General features: G+C 60.9%; 17 protein-coding genes. 7 read left to right on the top strand and 10 right to left on the bottom strand.

Annotated elements, in window-relative coordinates; translation table 11 throughout:
* Positions 1-152 precede the first annotated feature (152 nt).
* The gene (locus H1204_RS24610) at positions 153-1,172 is read right to left on the bottom strand and encodes a LysR family transcriptional regulator (protein ID WP_180731156.1); all 1,020 of its coding nucleotides are present in this window, start codon (positions 1,170-1,172) and stop codon (positions 153-155) included.
* 217 nt (positions 1,173-1,389) lie between these two features.
* Between H1204_RS24610 and H1204_RS24605 the strand changes: the two genes are divergently transcribed.
* Genes H1204_RS24605 through H1204_RS24590 form a run of 4 tightly spaced genes read left to right on the top strand, consistent with a single transcriptional unit; the run spans position 1,390 to position 8,143 of the window.
* Positions 1,390-2,166 carry an alpha/beta hydrolase gene (locus H1204_RS24605; protein WP_346015748.1) on the top strand — a complete coding sequence of 259 codons (777 nt, stop codon included), beginning with the start codon at positions 1,390-1,392 and terminating at the stop codon, positions 2,164-2,166.
* Between the two features lie 30 nt (positions 2,167-2,196).
* Entirely contained in the window at positions 2,197-3,372 is a 1,176-nt protein-coding gene (locus tag H1204_RS24600) for an efflux RND transporter periplasmic adaptor subunit (RefSeq protein WP_180731154.1), read from the top strand.
* Positions 3,373-3,419: 47 nt separating this feature from the next.
* Entirely contained in the window at positions 3,420-6,614 is a 3,195-nt protein-coding gene (locus tag H1204_RS24595) for an efflux RND transporter permease subunit (protein ID WP_180731153.1), read from the top strand.
* 8 nt (positions 6,615-6,622) lie between these two features.
* Positions 6,623-8,143 (top strand): efflux transporter outer membrane subunit, encoded by a 1,521-nt coding sequence (locus tag H1204_RS24590; RefSeq protein ID WP_180731152.1) that lies wholly within the window; start codon positions 6,623-6,625, stop codon positions 8,141-8,143.
* Between the two features lie 126 nt (positions 8,144-8,269).
* On the opposite strand, the gene H1204_RS24585 is transcribed toward H1204_RS24590, so the two are convergent.
* The 6 genes from H1204_RS24585 to H1204_RS24560 all read right to left on the bottom strand — a co-directional run bounded on the left by H1204_RS24585 (position 8,270) and on the right by H1204_RS24560 (position 14,301).
* Positions 8,270-8,848: a TetR/AcrR family transcriptional regulator gene (locus tag H1204_RS24585; protein ID WP_180731151.1), complete on the bottom strand. Its 579-nt coding sequence runs from the start codon at positions 8,846-8,848 to the stop codon at positions 8,270-8,272.
* A 117-nt stretch (positions 8,849-8,965) separates the two neighbouring features.
* Positions 8,966-9,679, bottom strand: coding sequence for a TetR/AcrR family transcriptional regulator (locus tag H1204_RS24580; protein ID WP_180731150.1), 714 nt, complete (start codon positions 9,677-9,679; stop codon positions 8,966-8,968).
* A 151-nt stretch (positions 9,680-9,830) separates the two neighbouring features.
* Entirely contained in the window at positions 9,831-11,078 is a 1,248-nt protein-coding gene (locus tag H1204_RS24575; RefSeq protein WP_243468787.1) for an MFS transporter, read from the bottom strand.
* Positions 11,079-11,336: 258 nt separating this feature from the next.
* The gene (locus H1204_RS24570) at positions 11,337-12,602 is read right to left on the bottom strand and encodes a CoA transferase (RefSeq protein ID WP_180731148.1); all 1,266 of its coding nucleotides are present in this window, start codon (positions 12,600-12,602) and stop codon (positions 11,337-11,339) included.
* A 1-nt stretch (position 12,603) separates the two neighbouring features.
* Entirely contained in the window at positions 12,604-13,380 is a 777-nt protein-coding gene (locus tag H1204_RS24565) for an enoyl-CoA hydratase/isomerase family protein (RefSeq protein WP_180731147.1), read from the bottom strand.
* Between the two features lie 624 nt (positions 13,381-14,004).
* Positions 14,005-14,301 (bottom strand): DUF1330 domain-containing protein, encoded by a 297-nt coding sequence (locus tag H1204_RS24560; RefSeq protein ID WP_180731146.1) that lies wholly within the window; start codon positions 14,299-14,301, stop codon positions 14,005-14,007.
* 162 nt (positions 14,302-14,463) lie between these two features.
* Between H1204_RS24560 and H1204_RS24555 the strand changes: the two genes are divergently transcribed.
* The 3 genes from H1204_RS24555 (at position 14,464) to H1204_RS24545 (ending at position 17,426) form a co-directional block, all read left to right on the top strand.
* Entirely contained in the window at positions 14,464-15,870 is a 1,407-nt protein-coding gene (locus H1204_RS24555) for an NAD-dependent succinate-semialdehyde dehydrogenase (RefSeq protein WP_180731145.1), read from the top strand.
* A 64-nt stretch (positions 15,871-15,934) separates the two neighbouring features.
* Positions 15,935-16,819: a 3-keto-5-aminohexanoate cleavage protein gene (locus H1204_RS24550; protein ID WP_180731144.1), complete on the top strand. Its 885-nt coding sequence runs from the start codon at positions 15,935-15,937 to the stop codon at positions 16,817-16,819.
* A 175-nt stretch (positions 16,820-16,994) separates the two neighbouring features.
* Complete coding sequence (locus H1204_RS24545; protein ID WP_180731143.1) at positions 16,995-17,426, top strand: tautomerase family protein; 432 nt, start codon at positions 16,995-16,997, stop codon at positions 17,424-17,426.
* A 116-nt stretch (positions 17,427-17,542) separates the two neighbouring features.
* On the opposite strand, the gene H1204_RS24540 is transcribed toward H1204_RS24545, so the two are convergent.
* The 3 genes from H1204_RS24540 to H1204_RS24530 are packed head-to-tail and all read right to left on the bottom strand — an operon-like array spanning position 17,543 to position 19,958.
* Positions 17,543-18,235, bottom strand: a complete 693-nt coding sequence (locus tag H1204_RS24540; protein ID WP_180731142.1) for a substrate-binding domain-containing protein — start codon at positions 18,233-18,235, stop codon at positions 17,543-17,545.
* A gap of 11 nt (positions 18,236-18,246) precedes the next feature.
* Positions 18,247-18,930, bottom strand: a complete 684-nt coding sequence (gene ligK / locus H1204_RS24535) for a 4-carboxy-4-hydroxy-2-oxoadipate aldolase/oxaloacetate decarboxylase (RefSeq protein WP_180731141.1) — start codon at positions 18,928-18,930, stop codon at positions 18,247-18,249.
* Positions 18,931-18,932: 2 nt separating this feature from the next.
* On the bottom strand, positions 18,933-19,958 hold the full coding sequence (locus tag H1204_RS24530; RefSeq protein WP_180731140.1) for an amidohydrolase family protein: 1,026 nt from the start codon (positions 19,956-19,958) through the stop codon (positions 18,933-18,935).
* Positions 19,959-19,976: the final 18 nt, after the last annotated feature.

Here is a 19,976-nt window from a genome sequence, read left to right as displayed (position 1 = left end):
GGAGTTGTGACGTTGGTGATAGACGGACACGATTGCCCACAGCGTGAGCCCAAGTGTATGAAGCGACACGCGAGCGATAAAGATGCACGTGCCGGCTTCAGTGTTCGGATGAAGTGAAAAATCGTCGCGATCGATTTCATCGATTGCGCCGATCAGGTGCTGACTGCCATGTCCATCTCATCGGAATAGACCTCGTCAGCGGGGAGCGGCGATTGTGTTGCAACCACACGGTCGTCGCGGGCCCTGTCGATCGGCGGACGGTTACGCGCGAATGCAAGCGGCGACTGTGCGCAAATTTCCGCCACCCATTCGACAAACACCCGGACCTTCGGAGCGAGATGCCGGTTGTGAGGATAGACGGCAGACAGCGGCATGGAACGGACTTTCCACGGCGCGAGTATTTCCTTGAGATCGCCCGCTTCGATATGCGATGCAAGCATGAACAACGGCGCCTGAATGATGCCGGCGCCGTTGACGCCGCACATGACGTAAGCGTCCGCATCGTTGACGGCCAGGCCGCCATTCATTTTCATGTCCCTGCTTTCGCCCTTCACATCGAAGTTCAAGCCCAGGGTTCGACCGGTACGGCTGGAAAAATAGTGCACCGCGACGTGTTGCTCGAGTTCTTCGAGTGAGCGAGGTTCGCCGTAGCGAGCGAGGTAGGCCGGACTGGCGGCCGTGATGGTCGACAAGGCGCCGAGCCGCCGCGCGACCAGCGTGGAATCGTCCAGATTGCCGACCCGGAGTGCACAGTCGACCCCTTCCTGAATCAGGTCCACGTGTCTGTCTCCGAAACCCAGCATGAGTTCGACGTGCGGGTGCCGCTCGCGAAATTCCTCGAGGCGCGGCATCACGATCAGGCGCCCCAGCGAACCGGGCATGTCCACTCTGAGTTTGCCCCGAGGACCTTTGACGACATTGGCGAGGCTGTCCTCGATCTCGTCGATGTCGGCGAGCACCCGCACGCAGCGTTCGTAATATCCCGCGCCTTCGGGCGTCAGGTTCAGGCGGCGCGTGGTTCGCTGCATCAGGCGCGTGTGCAGATTCGCTTCCAGATTCTTGATGATGGTGGTGGCCGACGCACGCGGAATGTCCAGCGCGTCCGCCGCGCGAGCGAAGCTGTTCATCTCGACGACCTTGGTGAAGACCTTCATCGCCAGGAGCTTGTCCATATTCCCTTACCTCACACAAATCAGCTGCAACTCGATTTCGGACGCGGCAGGGCGGGAGATACCTGTGATTCTTCGGCTGCCGTGAATAGTGTTCTGGATTATAACCATTTATCTGATTCGCGTCTTCGAACAGAATTGCTCGCATCGAAACATCCGGGAAGGCGCAGGCCTGCAGGCTATGTCAATCAACGTCGAACAGGCGATCGAAATTCAGAGCGTGGATCTGGACGGCCACGCGCAGCCCATCCGCTTGCGTACCTATCGTCCGCCCGGCAGGCGCGACGTGTTGCCTGTCATATTTTTCTTTCATGGCGGCGGATTCGTGAAAGGCACGCCCGAGCAGTCCGATCCGATGTGCTCGCAGATCGCGCTCAAGGTGCATGCGCTGGTCGTCTCGGTGGGTTACTCGCTGGCGCCGGCATTTCCGTTTCCTACCGCGCTTCATGACGGATTCCTCGCTGCACAGTGGGTCGTCACCCATGCGCGCGGGCTTCATGCCGACGCGAAGCGAATGGCTGTTGCCGGGCACGACGCGGGCGGCAATCTGGCGACAGGTCTCGCGGCGATGGTCCGTGACCGGGCCTCTTTTCGTTTTTCCGCCCAGGCACTGCTTGCCCCGCTGCTCGATCCAAGTATGACGCGATTTCCTGATCTGGATGATGAGGTAACGCTAGATATGTGTGCGGAGGAATGCGCTTCCGGATATCGAGCCTATTTACCGTTGGCGTCACTGAGGCTTCATCCCTACGCCGCGCCCATCGAGTCCCTGCGTCTGGCGGGACTGCCTGCTGCATTTATCGCAAGCGCGGAAAACGACCTGATGCACGTGGAGGCAGAGCGGTACGCCGCCGGGCTGATCGCAGCGGGCGTGCCCACGACTGTCACACGCTACCGCGGCGTCGCGCACTACGAACTGGCGGCACAACAGGAAGTCCTCGCTGACGTTGCCACCTTCTTCAGCAAAGAACTTGGCGCTGCGCCGAAGCGTTCCTGATTCATGTAACCAGTAAATGGGAGTTTAAAAATGCCGTCAAAGCGTAGGCTGGTTGCCGCCAGCACGGTTTTCCTGGTCATTGTCGCGGGCACTGCCGCGACGTATCACGTGCGTGGCAGCGCGCCCCTGAGCGAGGCGGCTGCCGCTGCAGCGCCGCCGGCTGCGGACGTGGATGTCGCGCCCGTGGTCTCGCAGACCATCACCGACTATCAGGCCTACTCGGGCCGGATCGAGGCCATCAACAACGTGGAGATCCGGCCGCTCGTTTCCGGAACGATCGTCGCCGTCCATTTCCACGACGGAGCGATGGTCAGAAAGGGCGACCTGCTCGTCACGATCGATCCGCGTCCGTATCAGGCGGAGGTCGACCGGGCCGCCGCGCAACTCGCTTCGGCGGAGTCCCGCAACGGTTATGCGACGGCGGACTGGGCTCGCGCGCAAAGGTTGCTGACGGACAACGCCATCGCCAAACGCGACTACGACCAGGCGCAGAACGCCAATCGCGAAGCAGTGGCAGCCGTGAAGGCGGCGAAAGCCGCGCTCGAAGCGGCGCAGATCAATCTGGGCTACACCGCCATCACGGCGCCCGTGTCGGGACGCGTATCCCGCGCGGAACTGACGGTTGGCAATATCGTTTCGCCGGGAGCCAATGCGCCTGTGCTGACAACGTTGGTGTCGACGTCGCCCATCTATGCGTCGTTCGACGTCGACGAGCAGACGTACCTGCGCTTTCTCAGCCGCGACTCGAAGGTGACTGTACCCGTCTCCGTCGGACTCGCTAACGAGACAGGTTATTCGCGGCAGGGCGTGATCGATTCCGTGGACAACCGGCTCGACACCAGTTCCGGGACGATTCGCGTGCGCGCACGTTTCGACAACGAGGACGGCGTGCTGGTCCCGGGCCTTTACGTCCGGGCTCGCGTGGGCGGCGGTGTGCCGCATCAGGCCGTGCTGGTCGACGACGCAGCCATTCAGACCGATCAGGACAAGAAGTTCGTGCTGCTGGTGGATTCGGAGAACAAGGTCCGATACCGCGAAGTGAAGCTGGGCGACCAGCATCAGGGTTTGCGTGTCATCACGGGCGGTCTCCAGCCGGGAGACCGCGTCGTCGTGAACGGTATCCAGCGCGTTCGTCCGGGCGATCCCGTCAAGCCCAACCCGGTGCAGATGTCGGGCGGCACCGCCTCTACGACAAGGGCTTCCTGAGTGCGCGCATCGCGCGCCTTGCCCTTCATGCCTAGCCAGAGAATGTCATGAACCTCTCCAAGTTTTTTATCGAACGCCCGATATTTGCGGCTGTCCTGTCAGCAATGATCTTGCTGGCGGGGCTGATCTCGATGGTCAATCTGCCCATCTCCGAATATCCAGGCGTGGTCCCTCCGTCCGTCGTGGTGACGGCGCAATACCCCGGCGCCAACCCGAAGGTGATTGCCGAAACGGTGGCTTCGCCACTCGAAGAACAGATCAACGGTGTCGAAAACATGCTGTACATGCAGTCGCAGGCAAATAGCGACGGCACGCTCACCTTGACGATCACGTTCAAGCTCGGCACCAATCCCGACCTCGCGCAGCAGCAGGTGGAGACGCGTGTGAACCAGGCGCTGCCGCGCTTGCCCGAGGACGTGCAACGCCTCGGGGTCACGACGATCAAGTCGTCGCCGACGCTCACGATGGTCGTCCACCTTGTTTCCCCGAGCGAGAAGTACAACAGCACGTATCTGCGCAACTATGCGCTGATCAACGTTCGCGACCGGCTCGAACGTATTCCCGGCGTTGGCCAGGTCACGCTGTGGGGTTCCGGCGACTATTCGATGCGCGTGTGGCTCGATCCGCAGAAGGTAGCCGAGCACAACATGACGGCCAACGATGTCGTAACAGCGATCCGCGACCAGAACCTTCAGGTGGCCGCTGGCCAGGTCGGCGCGTCGCCGTCGACGCCCGATGCGCCGCTGCAACTCAATGTAAATGCACAAGGCAGACTCGAGACCGAAGACGAATTCCGCGACATCGTCCTGAAGACATCGCCCGATGGCGCGGTGACGCGACTCAAGGACGTCGCGCGCGTCGAAATGGGGGCGTCCGAATACGCGCGCCGTTCGCTGCTGAATAACAAGTCGGCGGTGGCGATGGCGATCTTCGAGTTGCCGGGAGCGAACTCGCTGGACATTTCGGAACACGTTCGGGAGGCGATGAAGCAACTCCAGGCCGACATGCCAGACGGCGTGAAGTACGACATCGTCTATGACCCGACGCAGTTCGTGCGTTCGAGTATTCATGCCGTGATTCACACCTTGCTGGAAGCCATCGCGCTGGTCGTGCTGGTGGTCATCGTGTTCCTGCAAACGTGGCGCGCGTCGATCATCCCGCTGCTCGCCGTGCCTGTTTCGATTGTCGGCACGTTCTCACTGTTGCTTGCATTTGGCTTCTCGATCAATGCGCTGTCGCTGTTCGGCATGGTGCTGGCAATCGGCATCGTGGTCGACGACGCGATCGTGGTGGTGGAGAACGTCGAGCGCAATATTTCTACGGGCCTGACGCCGAAGGAGGCGACCCATCAGGCGATGCAGGAGGTGAGCGGGCCGATTATCGCCATTGCCCTGACGCTGATTGCCGTGTTCGTGCCGCTCGCCTTCATGAACGGCCTGACGGGCCAGTTCTACAAGCAGTTCGCGATGACCATCGCCATTTCGACGGTCATTTCCGCGTTCAATTCGCTGACACTTTCGCCCGCTCTTTCGGCGCTGTTGCTCAAAGGGCATCACGACCCGAAGGATTGGCTCACGCGTGCCATGGATCGGGTGTTCGGACCGTTCTTCAACGCGTTCAACAAGGTCTTTCACCGCGGCTCCGAGTCGTATAGCCACGGCGTATCGAAGGTCGTCAACCGCAAGGTCGTGATTCTTGCGATCTATGCCGTGTTGCTGGGGCTGACCGTGCTCATGAGCAAGGTCGTGCCGGGTGGATTCGTTCCCGTTCAGGACAAGCAGTACCTGGTCGCTATCGTGCAGTTGCCCAACGGCGCATCGCTCGACCGCACGGAAGATGTGGTGCGCGAAGTCGGAGAGATCGCGCTGAAGACGCCGGGCGTCGAATCGGCCGTGCAGTTTCCCGGCTTGTCGATCAACGGCTTTACCAACTCGTCGAGTTCGGCCGTCATCTTCTTTGGCGAAACGCCCTTCGAAGAGCGTGAGGGCAAGTCGATGAACGGACTGAGCATTGCCGCCGAACTAAACAAGCGGCTGTCCGGCATCAAGGGAGCGTTCGTCGCGGTGTTTCCGCCGCCGCCCGTTCTCGGGCTGGGCACGCTGGGCGGCTTCAAGCTTCAGATCGAAGACCAGCAGGCCCAGGGCTATACCGCGCTCAACAACGCGACCCAGTCGTTCCTCAAAGAGGCAGCGAAGACACCTGAACTCGGCCCGGCGTTCTCGACGTACCAGATCAATGTGCCGCAAGTGAATGTCGCCGTTGACCGCGTGAAGGCCAAGCAATTGGGTATCTCGGTGAACGACATTTTCACCACGATGCAGGTTTATCTCGGTTCGTTCTATGTGAATGACTTCAACCGTTTCGGCCGTGTCTATCAGGTGCGCGTGCAGGCGGATGCGCCATTCCGGGCGCACATGGACGACATCGGATTGCTGAAGACGCGTAACGACAAGGGTGAGATGGTGCCGCTGTCCACGCTCGTGAAAGTTACGCCAACCTACGGTCCTGACTCGGTGGTCCGATACAACGGCTTTACGGCGGCGGATATCAATGGCGGTCCTGCGCCGGGCTATTCGTCGGGGCAGGCTCAGGCCGCCATCGAGAAAGTCGCCGCCAAGACCTTGCCGCGAGGGATGAAGTTCGAGTGGACCGATCTGACGTATCAGCAGATTCTTGCGGGCAATGCGGCGCTCTGGGTGTTCCCGATCAGCGTTCTGCTCGTCTACATGGTGTTGGCAGCAATGTATGAAAGCCTCACGTTGCCACTCGCCATTCTGATGATCGTACCGATGAGCGTGCTGTCCGCGCTGCTCGGCGTCTGGTTGACTCACGGCGACAACAACATCTTCACGCAGATCGGCCTGATGGTGCTGGTCGGGTTGTCAGCGAAGAACGCGATTCTGATTGTCGAATTTGCCCGCGAACTGGAAATGGAAGGGCGCTCGATCGTCCAGGCCGCGATCGAAGCCAGCCGGCTGCGGTTGCGCCCGATCCTGATGACGTCCTTCGCGTTCATCATGGGCGTGGTGCCGCTGGTCGTGTCGAGCGGCGCGGGTTCGGAGATGCGTCACGCGATCGGTATTGCCGTGTTCTTTGGAATGCTGGGCGTCACGCTGTTCGGCTTGCTGCTGACACCCGTCTTCTATGTCGTTCTGCGAAAGCTCGACAGGAAAGAGCACATCGTGGACAAACACGGACATCACCCGCACGTTCGCGGTGTCGATGCTTCCGTCGAAGCGTGAGGATCACCATGTCGAACAATCGAGTGAAGGTTGCGCTCTGGGGCTCGTTGACACTGTTGAGCGCGGCCCTTCTGACGGCGGGTTGCTCGCTGGCGCCCGAGTACAAGGTGCCTGCTTCGGCGGCCTCTGCGGCGTTCAAGGAGGCGCCCGTCACGACGGCCACGGCGGCAGCGGAAGGGCAGGCGGGCGAGTGGAAAATCGCGCAACCGTCCGACCAGATTCCGCGCGGGAAGTGGTGGGTAATTTTCGATGATCCCGCGCTCAACGATCTCGAAGAACAGGCGCTCGCCGCCAACCAGAACCTGGCTGCGGCAGCGGCGCGGCTCCAGGAAGCGCGCGCACTTCAACAGGCCACCCGCGCCGGCCTGTTTCCGACTATCGACGCAGGCTTTGGACCCACCCGGGAAAAGGTCTCGCCCGCTTCACAGTTTCAGCCTGACGGCGGGAATATTCCGGCGCAGACCTTGTGGCGCGCTCAGGCGACCGCGAGTTATGAAGTGGACCTGTTCGGGCGGGTGTCTGACGCGGTGCGGGCGAGTCGCGCAGAGAGCGAACAATCGGCGGCACTGCTGCGCTCGGTTCAGCTTTCGTTGCAGGCGGATGTCGCTGCGAACTACTTCAAGGTCCGCGAGCTAGACGCGGAACTGCAGGTCTACGCGCAGAACGTGTCGCTGCGCGAGCAGGCGCTGAAACTCGTGCAGTCGAAGTTCGGCGCGGGTGACATCGCTGAACTCGATGTCGCTCGCGCCAAAGCCGAACTGGCAACGGCACGTTCCGATGCGATGACGGCAGAGCGACAACGGGCGACGGCCGAACACAGTCTCGCTGTTCTTCTGGGCAAAGCGCCGTCCGAGTTCTCGATGGCATCGAACCCGTTGCGACCCGTGCAGATCCGCATTCCGCCGGGCTTGCCGTCCGCGCTGCTCGAGCGGCGGCCCGATATTGCGGCCGCCGAGCGGGCCATGGCGGCGGCGAATGCGCGAGTCGGCGTGGCGAAGGCGGCGTATTTCCCTGCGCTGAACATAACGGGTGCAGCAGGATTCGAGTCGGCGACGCTGGCAGACCTTTTCAAATGGTCCAGCCGGGCGTTCATTCTCGGACCGCTGGCGGGCACCGCGTTGACCGTACCGATCTTCGATGGCGGCCGTCGCGCAGGGAATCTCGCGAACGCGCGGGCCGTATTCGACGAAGACGTGGCGAAGTATCGTCAGCAGGTGCTACAGGCTTTCCAGGAGGTCGAAGACAACCTGTCGGACTTGCGGATTCTCGAACAGCAGGTCCAGACGCAGGATGAGGCCGTGCAGGCGTCGACGCGGGCGGCGACGATCTCGCGCACGCAGTACCGGGAAGGCGCCGTCAACTATCTCGATGTGATCGACGCCGAACGCACGGTGCTTCAGTCGCAAACGACGGCCGTGCAGCTCACCGGTCTTCAGGCGACTGCGACCGTCAATCTCGTTCGCGCGCTGGGTGGGGGATGGGGTGGGGACGTTACCGTCGGTTCCACTGATACGGGACGGGTGGACTAACGCCTGGGCATGCCGGCCGCCTGCTGAATCTGTCGGGCAATCACGCGACAGTGAAGCGCGGGCGGTCTGGATGAAAAAAGCGGCGAGCGCACCTTGGGTGATGCTCGCCGCTTCTTCCGCTTTCGGTTATTTTGCGGCGCGTTTCGGCGACAGCAGTTCGAGTATCTGGCTCAACGCGCCATCGAGAATCTGCTTCGAAAGCTTGGGGTCCGTCACGGCACGCGACAGTGCAACCGCGCCCACACACGCGCTCATGATGAGATGTGCTTCGGCACGCTTGTCCGCGCTGTCTTCAGTCGGTATCGCCTTTGCGATCAACTCGGCCATGCGTTTGACACGGGTCGTATAGGCCGCGCGCGCATCGTCCGTGCTGCGGCTCATATCGTTCACGAGCGTTGATACGGGGCAACTATTCGACACCTCGTCACGATGCGTATCAGAGAGGTACATGCGCATCGCTTGCCGGGGTGACGTGACCATCGCCGCTTCCCAGGGCTCGACGTCGCGCAGGGCGTGTTCGAAAGCCTCAGCGATGAGTTCGTCACGGGAAGCGAAATGCCGGTAAAAACCCCCTACGGTCAGGCCCGCATCTTTCATCAGGTCCGCGATGCTGATGCCGTCCAGCCCTTGTTCGCGGAAACGTTTGGCAGCGGCATCGACGATGCGTTGATGGGTGGCGATCTTGTCAGCTTGCGAATGTCCCACGTCTTCGGCTCCCACGGATCAAGAGGATTATTATAATCCTGATTGGTCTTGGTGGGGAGTTGCCGGCCTCTCTGCCGGGGCACGTCATCGGTGCCTCGTTTTCGACCGCGACAACGGCTACGCTTTGGCCCGCTTTCGAGCTGTGCGCGTAGCCACAGGCTTCTGAACCAGCTCGCATTGCTCTATCACGCTCTGGAGATGATCCGGGCCCGCCGTGATGGCGCTAAGCAGTGTCGTCACCACGAAGTCGATCAACCTGGGTATCGCCACTTTGGTGTCCGCGCGCGGTGCGCGGTTCGACAGGATCAGCGTGGCGAGACCATGCTCCATACTCCACGCGGCATGGGTCACGAGCTTGAGATCGGACTGAGCCCAACCACTTTCGATAGCCAGCGCCTCGATCGTCTCGGAAAACAACCCAAATGACCGGTTACTTTCCTCGGTGAGTTCTGGATACGCCTGATGCGCCGCGATGCGAGGCCCGATCATCAGACTGAACAGCCCATTGTGGTGCTGCGCGAACTCGATGTACACGCGCATCATCCGGTACGCTTTGGCAAGCGCCGTATCCTCGCTGTCACGGATCGCAACGCGCAGCGCAGCAAGGTCGCGATAACCGCTTGCCGCGATCGTGGCAAGCAGTTCGTCGATGCCGGCAAAATGCCGCGAGGGCGCGGCTTCTGATACGCCCACCATGCGCGCGAGATAACGAAGGCTCAGGTCTTGCGCCGATACCTCCATGAGCGCGCTGCGCCCAGCTTCGATGAGCGCATTGCGCAGATTGCCGTGGTGGTAATCCGCATTCTTCGCGATAGATGGCTTGGGACTCACGTGACCTTCGTTCGAGGAGCAAAGCAAGAGAATAATTATAAATTCCGCGCAGAGAGGCACGCAATATCGCGAATCACGCGGCAAACAAGGCGTGTGTCGCTACACGCATTCTAGCGGCTCGGTTGCGCGACTGGGCATCGGCATCGACTGGTCACGTTGTGCTTTGAACCGATATATCGACAACGCGCGACCGCCTCCCGACAATCCGCTGCACGCCGAACAGAAGGACTACGACGCCAAGTGCCTGGACACAGGCAATCATGATGAACCCACTCGCGTAAGTTCCCGTTACGTCGCGGACATATCCGATCAGAAAGGGCGTAACGAAGCCGGCGACGTTGGCGATGGAACTGATCAATGGCACGCCAACCACCAGCGACTTACCGCTGAGCAGGCCGACAGACATCTGCCAGAAGAGCGTGATACCCGCCCCGGTTCCCGCGAAGCCAAGAACAAGCAGGAAGAAAGTCGCGATGGTGCTACTGTGCCAGACAAAGACCAGCGTCGAGAGGCTTGCCGCAGTGAAGACCGCCGCCAGCGCACAGAACAGCCGACGGCGATGCGGGGCGCCCCCGATGCTACAGATGAGCACATTCCCGAGTGCACCCAGAACGCAGGCACCAGCAACTGCCCAGCCGATCTCTTTGTACCCACCGAATCCCGCCTCACGAAGTATCGTCGGGGAGAAGAAAAACAGTGCGGCGGTGGCGGCAAGGAGGCTGAAGTAGGCCGCGCTCAGGATCCAGACAGCCGGGTTGCGTAACAGGGCACGCTCGTCTACGCCGACGTCGTCCATCGTTTCGGCATTCTTCCTGAGATCGTCCTCGACGAGCTTGCGCTGTCGCGCCGAAAGCCACTTCGCGCTGCCGGGCAGATCCGGAAGTACCGCGAACGCGACGCACGCCAACACCACCGTTGGGATAGCCTGAGTGAAGAACATCCATCGCCAGCCTTGAAAGCCGGCCAGTCCATTCATGTGCTCGAGCACGAATCCACCTGTCAATCCGATCGCGACTGTCGAGAAGAGCGACCCAGAGTGGAACATGCTGAAATTGCGAGTGCGCCTTTTGCCCGGGAACCATGCATTGAAGTACAACACGACGCCTGGGTAGAAACCGGCTTCGAACACGCCGAGCAGGAATCTCAACGCGTAGAACGTCGGCACGCTATTGACGAACGTCATCGCGACACTCGTCACGCCCCACGCGCCCGCGATACCGGCAAGCACGGCGCGTGCACCGAACTTCTTTTGCAATATCGTGGTAGGCACGCCGAACAGCACATAGCCGACGAAGAAGAGCCCGGCGCCCAATCCATATACCGTTTCGCTGAATCGCAGATCCACGACCATCTGCAACTTCGCAAAAGCAACGTTCGAACGACCGACCCATGCCAGCATCCATAAGCCGAACAGTATCGGCAGTATCCTCCATTGCGCCGAAGCGTAGGCCTTCCGCAGGAGGGCGTTGTCATCTGACGATGATCCGTCTACACAGGCTTGCTTCGCCACTTCCATTCGGTCCTCCGACGTGTTGTGTTGATACGGGAAATACAGGGCGGACTGCGGCTATCAAAGGCCGTCACCCGCGCGCCCGCATCGACGGGAGAAGGCGCGCGGGTTACAGCGCTGCCGGCGCGCCGCGATATGTGGTTGCGTTTAGCTGGACTGCGCTTCCGCAAGAACAGGCGCGTCTATCTGCTTCGCGGACGGTGGCGGCCCGCCGACCAGAATGCCGGTGTCGACCGCATTGCGGATGTCGACATCCGCCAGGCCCGCTTCGCGGAACACCTGTTCGTTGTGCTCGCCGCGAAACGCGGGCGCGCTGCGCATTCCAAGCTCGTCATCGGAGAAGCGCCATGGATAGCCGTGGATGAGATACGAGCCGCCGCGGCGGTCCGGAATCTCGTGCACGGCTCCCCACTGTTTCGCCCAATCGGTCTCGGCCAGTTCCTTCAGCGTGCGGATCTGGCCTATCGCGATCTTGGCCTCGTCCAGCTGCGCATCGAGCGTCCTGAGATCGCGGAATGACAGCATCCACGTCTGGATCACTGCATGCAGTGCCTTGTAGTTCTGCAGGCGGCGCTCAGCGGTGCTGAAGCGCGGATCCCGCACAAGGTCCATACGGCGCATGGCGCGCAAGTAATTCGGAAACGTGTTGCTGCCGACGATGCTTTGTGCCGCCACGAACTCTTCGCCGCCGGGGCCAACGAAATGCGGGCCGTCTGAGGCGCCGAGGATGCCCGGCTCGGCGCCTGTGTCGACACCGGCGAGATCGAGGTGAGCGCGTTCGTTGATCGACAGCATCACGGCGGCCATCGCGACGTCGATGTATTGGCCGCGTCCTGTTACTTCACGCTTGCGCACCGCTGCAAGCACGGCGATGGTCGCCTGCAGGCCCGCATACACGTCCGCGTGCGACAGCGGATCGGTCCACTTGCGCCCGTCGCCCGCGCTGTCGAAGTGGCGCAGCGTGTTGTGCGTAAAGCCCGTTTCGGCCTGCACGGTCGGCGCGTAGGCCATGCGCGACGCCCAGGGGCCGCGCTGGCCGTAGCCGGTGATCGACACGTAGACGACCTTCGGATTGCGCCTCGCGAGCGTGTCATAGTCGAGTCCGAAGCCCTTGAGCGTGCCGGCCCGAAAATTCTCGACGATGATGTCCGCCTCGTCGCACAGTCGTAGCACGAGCTCGCGCGCGTGCGGTGCGTTCAGATCGATACTGACGTTGCGCTTGCCGCTATTCTGCTGCGCGTAGTAGCCCGACATGCCGTCGCGATTCGGGAACGCAACACGCGACACATCGGGCCGCGGCGGCTCGATCTTGATCACATCGGCACCGAGATCGGCCAGTGTGCGGGCGCACAGCGGGCCTGCCAGCACCCGCGAAAAGTCGACGACCTTGAGTCCTTCGAGTGGTCCGGCCATGTCAATTTCCCTCGAAAATGGCGGTGCCGGGGCCGGCCGTATCGAAGGCCTCCAGTCCACGCTTGAGATCGTGCGACGCCCAGACTGGCTTTTGCAGTTCGAACATGGCTTCGTCGGCGGCAGCGACACCCTCGTTGACCGCGACCCGCACAAGCTGCTTGGTCGCGGCATGCGCGATGGTCGGGCCGGCCGCCAGTTCCTGCGCGACGGACAGCGCGACTTCATCGAGCTTGTCATCGGGCACGACGAGATTGATCAAGCCCCAGCGTTCGAGCGTCGCCGCGTCGTAACGGCGGCCGAGCATCGCGAGTTCTTTTGCACGCGCCGGGCCGGCACGCATCACCTGACGCTGGATGCCGCCGAGCAGTGGATGCAGGCCAAGCGCGACCTCGACTGATCCGATCCTGGCCGACTCGGCGACCACGCTGTAATCGCAGGCGAGCGCCACTTCGAAGCCACCGCCAAGGCATGTACCGTTCACCGCGACAACGATCGGGATCGGCAGTGTTTCGAAGCCGCGCAGCACCTCGAGCGGATCCATGAGCGCCTGGCCTTGCCTGGCAATGCGATCCGGGAAGAGGGACACTTCGGCGCCCGCCGAGAAGTGCCGCAGACCGCTGCGCAGCAGGATCGCGCGCGAGCCGCGTTTCACCGCCGCGTCGAACTCATCGAGTAGCGCGCGATACAGCGTCGGGCCCATCAGGTTGTGTGGGCGGCGGTTCATCGTAAGAACCGTCACGTGACCTTTGAGTTCTGTCAGAACAATTGCTTCGTCCATCGGTGCTCCATTTGTCTGTTTCAGGTGTTTCTGATTTATATGTTAACAAACATAACATTAGGGTGAAGTGTGGATAGTCGCGTTTTCCCTGGCAACTACGCACTCGGATCCGCTCGATAGGTAACGCGTGAAAAGGTTTGTTTAAATAGCATGCCGAACTAAATGCCAGACATCATGTATTACTCGGCGAACGTTTGCCATTCAAGACATAAAACTACGGCTGCAGCCCATCACAGGCCGGACTCGAGCAGGGGGAAAAACGCGCCATATACCATCCTGGTGCCGGAAGAAAAACATCGCCATGCGCTCGTCTGTCTTCGACACCTCGACACGTACATAACACTGCTGCCTGAGTCTGCTATTTCGAAACTCGACGACTCTGACCCGATGCGTCCTACCGGGTGCAAGCCAATGCTCGACCAGGGCGCGTAACGACATTTGTCCATCAGCCAAAACTTTCTCCGGAACTCCTCGATTGGAACAGTGCAGCAGGGAAATCCGCGTATTGGGATTGAACTTCATGCCGGCGTCGCATTAGTCGACAGTCATATCGTGGCTGCTCCAAAGTGAACAGCGCCCGCGCTTGTATACCGTGCGGGCGGCCTCGATACCCTTCAATGAGCGTCAGTAGTCGACGCCCTCGACGACGCGCGCGTCCCTTTCGGCTCCGTCCCCCAGTACGGTCAACGCTTCCTGATAAGGCTGACTCTGAAACGTGGCAAGGGCCTGTTCGAAGCTCGGGAATTCGACCACAACCGTCCGTTCCTTCAGACCCGCTTGAAACGCAACGACCTCTCCGCCTCGCACCAGAAACTTGCCGCCCGCCGCTTTCACCACCTCTGTCGCGAGGACGCCGTATGCCGCGAGCTTGCTTGCGTCATGGACTGCCCGATACGCCGCCACCCAATATCCCTTTGCCATTTCGCTTCCTCAGTTGAAAGAATGTCCAAGCATAGTAACACCGTTAACATAAAGTTCCATGAGGGTTATTCCTGGCCTCAAAAGCGTATGCAAAGTTGGTGTTAACGGTGTTAGCATAAAGTCATGCGATGACTCGATGCCATCCTTTTCACGGAGAACTTCATGCCGTACACCACCATCAATCCTGCCACCGGCGAACTACTCGCCACCTACGACGATATATCCGACGCGTTGCTCGAAACGAAGCTTGCCGCGGCGCATCGCGCTTTTGAAACCGACTGGCGCCGCCGTCCCGTCAGCAATCGGGCACGCATCGTGTCGCGCGCGGCGGCGCTGCTGCGGGAAAAGGCGGTCGAATACGCTGGTTATCTGACGCTGGAGATGGGCAAGCGCAGCGGGGAAGCGCTAAGGGAAGTGGAATCGGCGGCCAGCATCCTCGACTACTACGCGAAGCACGCGCACGCCTGGCTGCAGCCCCGTCCGCTTGCAGAAGCGCCTGGCGCTGCAGTGCACATCGAGCCCGTCGGCGTGCTGCTCGGCATCGAGCCGTGGAATTTGCCGTACTACCAGATTGCGCGCGTGGCTGGCCCGCAACTGATGGTGGGCAACGTCCTGCTGCTCAAGCACGCCGAAAACGTGCCGCAATCGGCGTTGGCCTTCGCGCGGCTGTTCGAGGAAGCGGGTGCACCCGATGGCGTCTATACGAATCTGTTCATCTCGATCGAACAGGCCGGGCGCGTCATCGACGACCCGCGTGTCCAGGGTGTGACGCTGACGGGCAGCGAGCGCGCCGGTGCCGCAGTTGCCGAGCGTGCCGGCCGCAATCTGAAGAAAGTCGTGCTCGAACTGGGCGGCAGCGATCCGTTCATCGTGCTGGAGGATGCGCCACTCGACTGGGCCATCCAAAGCGCCGTCGCGGGTCGCATGTTCAATTCAGGCCAGCTATGCGTCAGTTCCAAACGCATCATCGTGGTCGGCAAGGCACGTGGCGAAGCATTCCTCGATGGTTTCGCAACGCGTATGGCCGCGCTAGAGACCGGCGATCCCACCGATCCAGCGACCGCCGTCGCCCCCGTGTCGTCCGAGCGCGCACTCAACCTGCTGCTCGAGCAGATCGAGCGCGCGACTTCGCACGGTGCGCGCATCGTGTGTGGCGGCAAGCGCGTCGAGCGCCCGGGCTTCTACATGCAACCGACTATTCTCACCGACATCACGCCGCAAAATCCCGTCTTCGCCGAAGAACTGTTCGGCCCGGTCGCCGCTTTCCACGTCGTCCAGGACGAAGCCGCCGCGATTGCGCTCGCCAATGGCACGCCGTTCGGTCTTGGCGCGTCGGTGTTCACCGCGGATACCGAACGCGGCGAGCGGGTCGCCGCGCAGATCGACAGCGGCATGGTGTTCGTGAATCAGCCTTTCGGCACGTCGGCGGAATTGCCGTTCGGTGGCGTCAAGCGTTCGGGTTTTGGCCGAGAGCTTTCTCAGCTTGGCTTCGACGAGTTCGTCAACAAGAAGCTGATCAAGGTTGCGCCCGTCGGGGTGGCACCGTTCGGCCCCGCGCGAGCAGCCTGACGCTGCGCCCATGGCAAAGCGCCCGATTGTGGCGCTTCATTCACATTCCCTTTGAACGAACACTATGACAAGCAAGACGATTATCAGTTGCGCACTCACTGGAAGCGACGATACGCCGCGGCTGAACCCTGCCGTGCCCGTTACGCCCAAGCAAATTGCCGATGAAGCCATTGCTGCATGTGAAGCCGGTGCGAGCATCGCTCACATTCACGTTCGTGACCCCAGGACTGGCGCTCCGAGCACAGATCTGTCGCTCTACGGAGAAGTCGTTTCGCGTATCCGCGATAGCGGGTGCCCGATATTGATCAACCTGACGACGGGCCCGGGTGCACGTTTCGTTCCCAGCGACGAAGACCCGAACCGGGGCAGTGAGCTGAGTACGATGATGACGCCTGAGGCGCGCGTGCAGCATGTGCTCGAATTGCGTCCGGAAATCTGCACGCTCGACGTAGCGACGATGAACTTCGGAACGCGCGCATTCGTGAACGTGCCCGACCATCTGATCAAGATGGCAACCTTGGTCGAGGAAGCAGGCGTGAAGCCGGAGATCGAGGTATTCGATCTCGGGCACGTGCGCCTCGCGCGCCACCTGATCGAAACGCAAGGCATTCTGCAGGCTCCGCTGTTCCAGTTGTGCCTTGGCGTGCCATGGGGCGCGTCCGCCGATACCGAGAGCCTGCTTCAGATGAAGCGGTATCTGCCCGAGGGCGCGCATTGGTCGGCGTTCGGCATCTCGCGCGCCCAGTTTCCGATCGTGGCGCAAAGTGTGATTCTTGGCGGCCATGTCCGCGTAGGCCTCGAGGACAATCTATACCTTGCCAAAGGGGAACTGGCGCCAGGCAACGCAGCGCTGGTTAAGCGTGCGGTGAATATCATCAAAAGCATCGGCGCAGAGGTGGCAACGCCCGAGGAGGCTCGCGGCATACTTGGCCTTGCACGTCGCCAATAGAGCGGATTGCTTTCCCTGATAACGCTGCGTTGCGAAGCGCACTGGTTTTCACCGGTAGCCTATCCTTGGTCTACCCATACCGCCGCCTCACTCATGTCAAGTTCATCCTTTCTCGCAAGAGACCCGGATGCTCTGACATAAGGAACGCGGCATCTATTGATGCATGGAGACAAAAATGCCTTTGTGGAATATCTATCATCCCGTCGGCGCCTACACGGCAGATGACAAGCAGGAGATGGCCAACCGTATCGCCGACATTTACATCATTCCTCGCTTCTACGTAGGCGTCCTGTTTCATGAACAGCCGAAGGAGTCCTTCTACATGGGAGGCGTGTCACGAGACGACTTTGTGAGAATCAGACTGGACCAGTTCGCCAGACACATCGCCAAGGACGTCGTGTGGACGGAGTCCTGGCTGCGCAAGGCGAATGCAGCGATAGCGCCATTTGTCCAGGAGCGGGGCTACCACTACGAGTTGCACGTCGGCGAAACGCCGCGAGAACTGTGGTTGATCGACGGCATTCGACCGCCTCGGCCTGATACGGACGCCGAGAAGAAATGGAAGCTTGAGAACTGCGCTTCGCCGTATGATCCGAGCGAAGGGTGAATGCGTTAGTTTCGTTTGAAGCGATTCGGACGCGAAACCTGACCGACTGCGGTGAAGGCACGGCCGTCACCGCAGTCTCCGGCAATCTTCTGGCTTTTCGCGGATCGACACAAAAGTCAGACAGGCGCCATTCCGTGCGCGATTTTCACCTGATCGCCGTCCGCGGAAGCGAGATGGTTCAGGAAAGCCTTGGCGGCTTCCTGTCGTTCCGACGTTGCGCAGATTGCCGCTGAAAACACCGTAGCAGCCTGGATCGCTGCTGGAAGCATGCCGATTATGTCGATGCCGGGTTCGTGGACAAGTTCGCTGAGCTGCTGGAAGCCGAGTTCGACCTTTCCTTTGGCGACGAGACTGCCAACGGGCACGCCGGGCCGTGCCTCGACAATACGATTCGCGATGACGTCACCAATGCCCCATCGCCGAAGCAGATTGATGATATGCGTGCCGCTAGGTCCCGTCGAATACCCGATGGTCCGGGCGCGCAACACGGCATCGCGTACTGCGGATTCAGAACTGACGTCCGGACGCGGCTCCCCGTGCTTGATGGCGACAGCCACTTCCGAGCGCGCAACACCGACGCGGCTTCCAGAGATGATGTGACCGTTGCGCTCCAGTCGATCGATCGCATCGGACGCAAGAACGACAACATCGAAACGCTCGCCTTCCTGAATGCGTCGGGCCGCTTCAACGCCGCCAACCGACACAATCGAAACGTGCTGCCCAGACACAGCCTCGTACGCTTGCGCGAGCTGCGTCAAAACATGACGCGTAGCCATCGACGATATGACGGTCAATGAATCAGTCGACATACCCGTCTCAATCAGTCGATATAACGCAGGCCCGCCTGCTTCAGCGGCTCTCGCATGTTGTACATGTCGAGTCCAAGAACACCGGACGCGAGCTTCGCGCGTTTTTCCGCTTCCAGCGCTTCCCGCGCGCTCGCCTTGTCGAGTACCGCGGCGGCGGCAGAAGCAGGCACGGCGACCACGCCGTCGAAATCCGCGACAATCACATCGCCAGGTGAAACGAGTGCGCCAGCGCAAACCACCGGGATATTGACTGAGCCCACCGTGGCCTTGATGGTGCCCTTCGAAGAAATTGCCTTGCTCCAGACGGGGAAACCCATCTCCTCGAGAACTCTTACGTCGCGCACACCGGCATCGATGATGAGACCTGTGGCGCCGCGCGCCTTGAAGCTGGTCGCCAGCAGGTCGCCAAAGTAGCCATCGGTGCAGTCCGCCGTGATGGCCGCAACGACGATGTCGCCGGGTTGAATCTGTTCGGCGGCGACGTGCATCATCCAGTTGTCGCCGGGATGCAGCAGGACCGTGACGGCTGTACCGCTCGCCTGGGCGTGAGGGTAGATAGGCCGCATGTACGGCTTGAGCAGGCCAGTACGGCCCATTGCCTCATGAACGGTGGCGGAACCCAAGGCGCCAAGCTTGCTGGCGACTTCCTTGTCCGCGCGTTTGATGTTGCGGTAGACAACGCCCATTTCATACATAGTCAAACTCCCTTTGCCTTGAGGGCTGCGTCCAGACGCGGATAGACACGCCGCGCGTTGCCCTCGTAGATCTTGTAACGGTCCTCCGCGTCGATGGCGGCTGCCTCGACATAGCGCTTCGTGTCGTCGTAATTGAAGCCCGTCTCAGGGTCGAAGCCTCGCACGGCGCCGATCATCTCGCTCGCGAAGAGGATGTTCTCGACGGGGATCACGCGCGTCAGCAGATCGATGCCCGGCTGGTGATAGACGCAGGTATCGAAGAACACGTTGTTCAGCAGATGGTCTTTGAGCAGCGGCTTCTTCAGCTCCTGCGCAAGCCCACGGAAGCGCCCCCAGTGATAAGGCACGGCGCCGCCGCCGTGCGGGATGACAAAGCGCAGCGTCGGGAAATCCTGGAACAGGTCTGAGGTGAGGCATTGCATGAACGCGGTCGTATCCGCGTTCAGATAATGCGCACCCGTAGTGTGAAAGCACGCATTGCAACTCGTGCTGACGTGAATCATCGCCGGGATGTCGTATTCGACCATCTTCTCGTAGATGGGATACCAGTACCGGTCCGACAGTGACGGGCTGGTCCAGTGACCACCCGACGGGTCCGGGTTCAGGTTGATGGCGACATTGCCATACTGCTCGACGCACTTCACCAGTTCAGGGATGCAGGTCTTGACATCGACGCCGGGACTTTGCGGCAGCATCGCCGCCGGAATGAAGTTGTCCGGGAACAGCTCGCTCACGCGAAAGCACAGTTCATTGCAGATGGCCGCCCACGTGCTCGAGACTTCGAAGTCCCCAATGTGATGCGCCATGAAGCTCGCACGCGGACTGAAAATGGTCAGATCGAGGCCGCGCTCACGCATGAGCCGAAGCTGGTTGCTCTCAATGGAATCGCGCAATTCATCGTCGCTAATGTGCAGTTCGGACGCGTGCGGCATCTCAGCCGGATTCTTGATGCCCGCGATCTGGCGGTTGCGCCAGGCTTCCAGCGCTTTCGGTGCAGTGGTGTAGTGACCGTGAATGTCGATGATCATCGTTGCTGTCTCTGTCAG

This window comes from Paraburkholderia sp. PGU19, from assembly GCF_013426915.1.
In the GTDB taxonomy this organism is placed as follows: domain Bacteria; phylum Pseudomonadota; class Gammaproteobacteria; order Burkholderiales; family Burkholderiaceae; genus Paraburkholderia.
This window is presented reverse-complemented; position numbering and strand designations above follow the sequence as displayed.

Coding starts and splice junctions, on each gene's coding strand:
- H1204_RS24575 (WP_243468787.1), bottom strand. CDS start 11,078: ATGCTGGCATGGGTCGGTCGTTCGAACGTTGCTTTTGCGAAGTTGCAG.
- H1204_RS24570 (WP_180731148.1), bottom strand. CDS start 12,602: ATGGCCGGACCACTCGAAGGACTCAAGGTCGTCGACTTTTCGCGGGTG.
- H1204_RS24595 (WP_180731153.1), top strand. CDS start 3,420: ATGAACCTCTCCAAGTTTTTTATCGAACGCCCGATATTTGCGGCTGTC.
- H1204_RS24540 (WP_180731142.1), bottom strand. CDS start 18,235: ATGTCGACTGATTCATTGACCGTCATATCGTCGATGGCTACGCGTCAT.
- H1204_RS24545 (WP_180731143.1), top strand. CDS start 16,995: ATGCCTTTGTGGAATATCTATCATCCCGTCGGCGCCTACACGGCAGAT.
- H1204_RS24600 (WP_180731154.1), top strand. CDS start 2,197: ATGCCGTCAAAGCGTAGGCTGGTTGCCGCCAGCACGGTTTTCCTGGTC.
- H1204_RS24560 (WP_180731146.1), bottom strand. CDS start 14,301: ATGGCAAAGGGATATTGGGTGGCGGCGTATCGGGCAGTCCATGACGCA.
- H1204_RS24565 (WP_180731147.1), bottom strand. CDS start 13,380: ATGGACGAAGCAATTGTTCTGACAGAACTCAAAGGTCACGTGACGGTT.
- H1204_RS24555 (WP_180731145.1), top strand. CDS start 14,464: ATGCCGTACACCACCATCAATCCTGCCACCGGCGAACTACTCGCCACC.
- H1204_RS24610 (WP_180731156.1), bottom strand. CDS start 1,172: ATGGACAAGCTCCTGGCGATGAAGGTCTTCACCAAGGTCGTCGAGATG.
- H1204_RS24550 (WP_180731144.1), top strand. CDS start 15,935: ATGACAAGCAAGACGATTATCAGTTGCGCACTCACTGGAAGCGACGAT.
- H1204_RS24590 (WP_180731152.1), top strand. CDS start 6,623: ATGTCGAACAATCGAGTGAAGGTTGCGCTCTGGGGCTCGTTGACACTG.
- H1204_RS24530 (WP_180731140.1), bottom strand. CDS start 19,958: ATGATCATCGACATTCACGGTCACTACACCACTGCACCGAAAGCGCTG.
- ligK (WP_180731141.1), bottom strand. CDS start 18,930: ATGTATGAAATGGGCGTTGTCTACCGCAACATCAAACGCGCGGACAAG.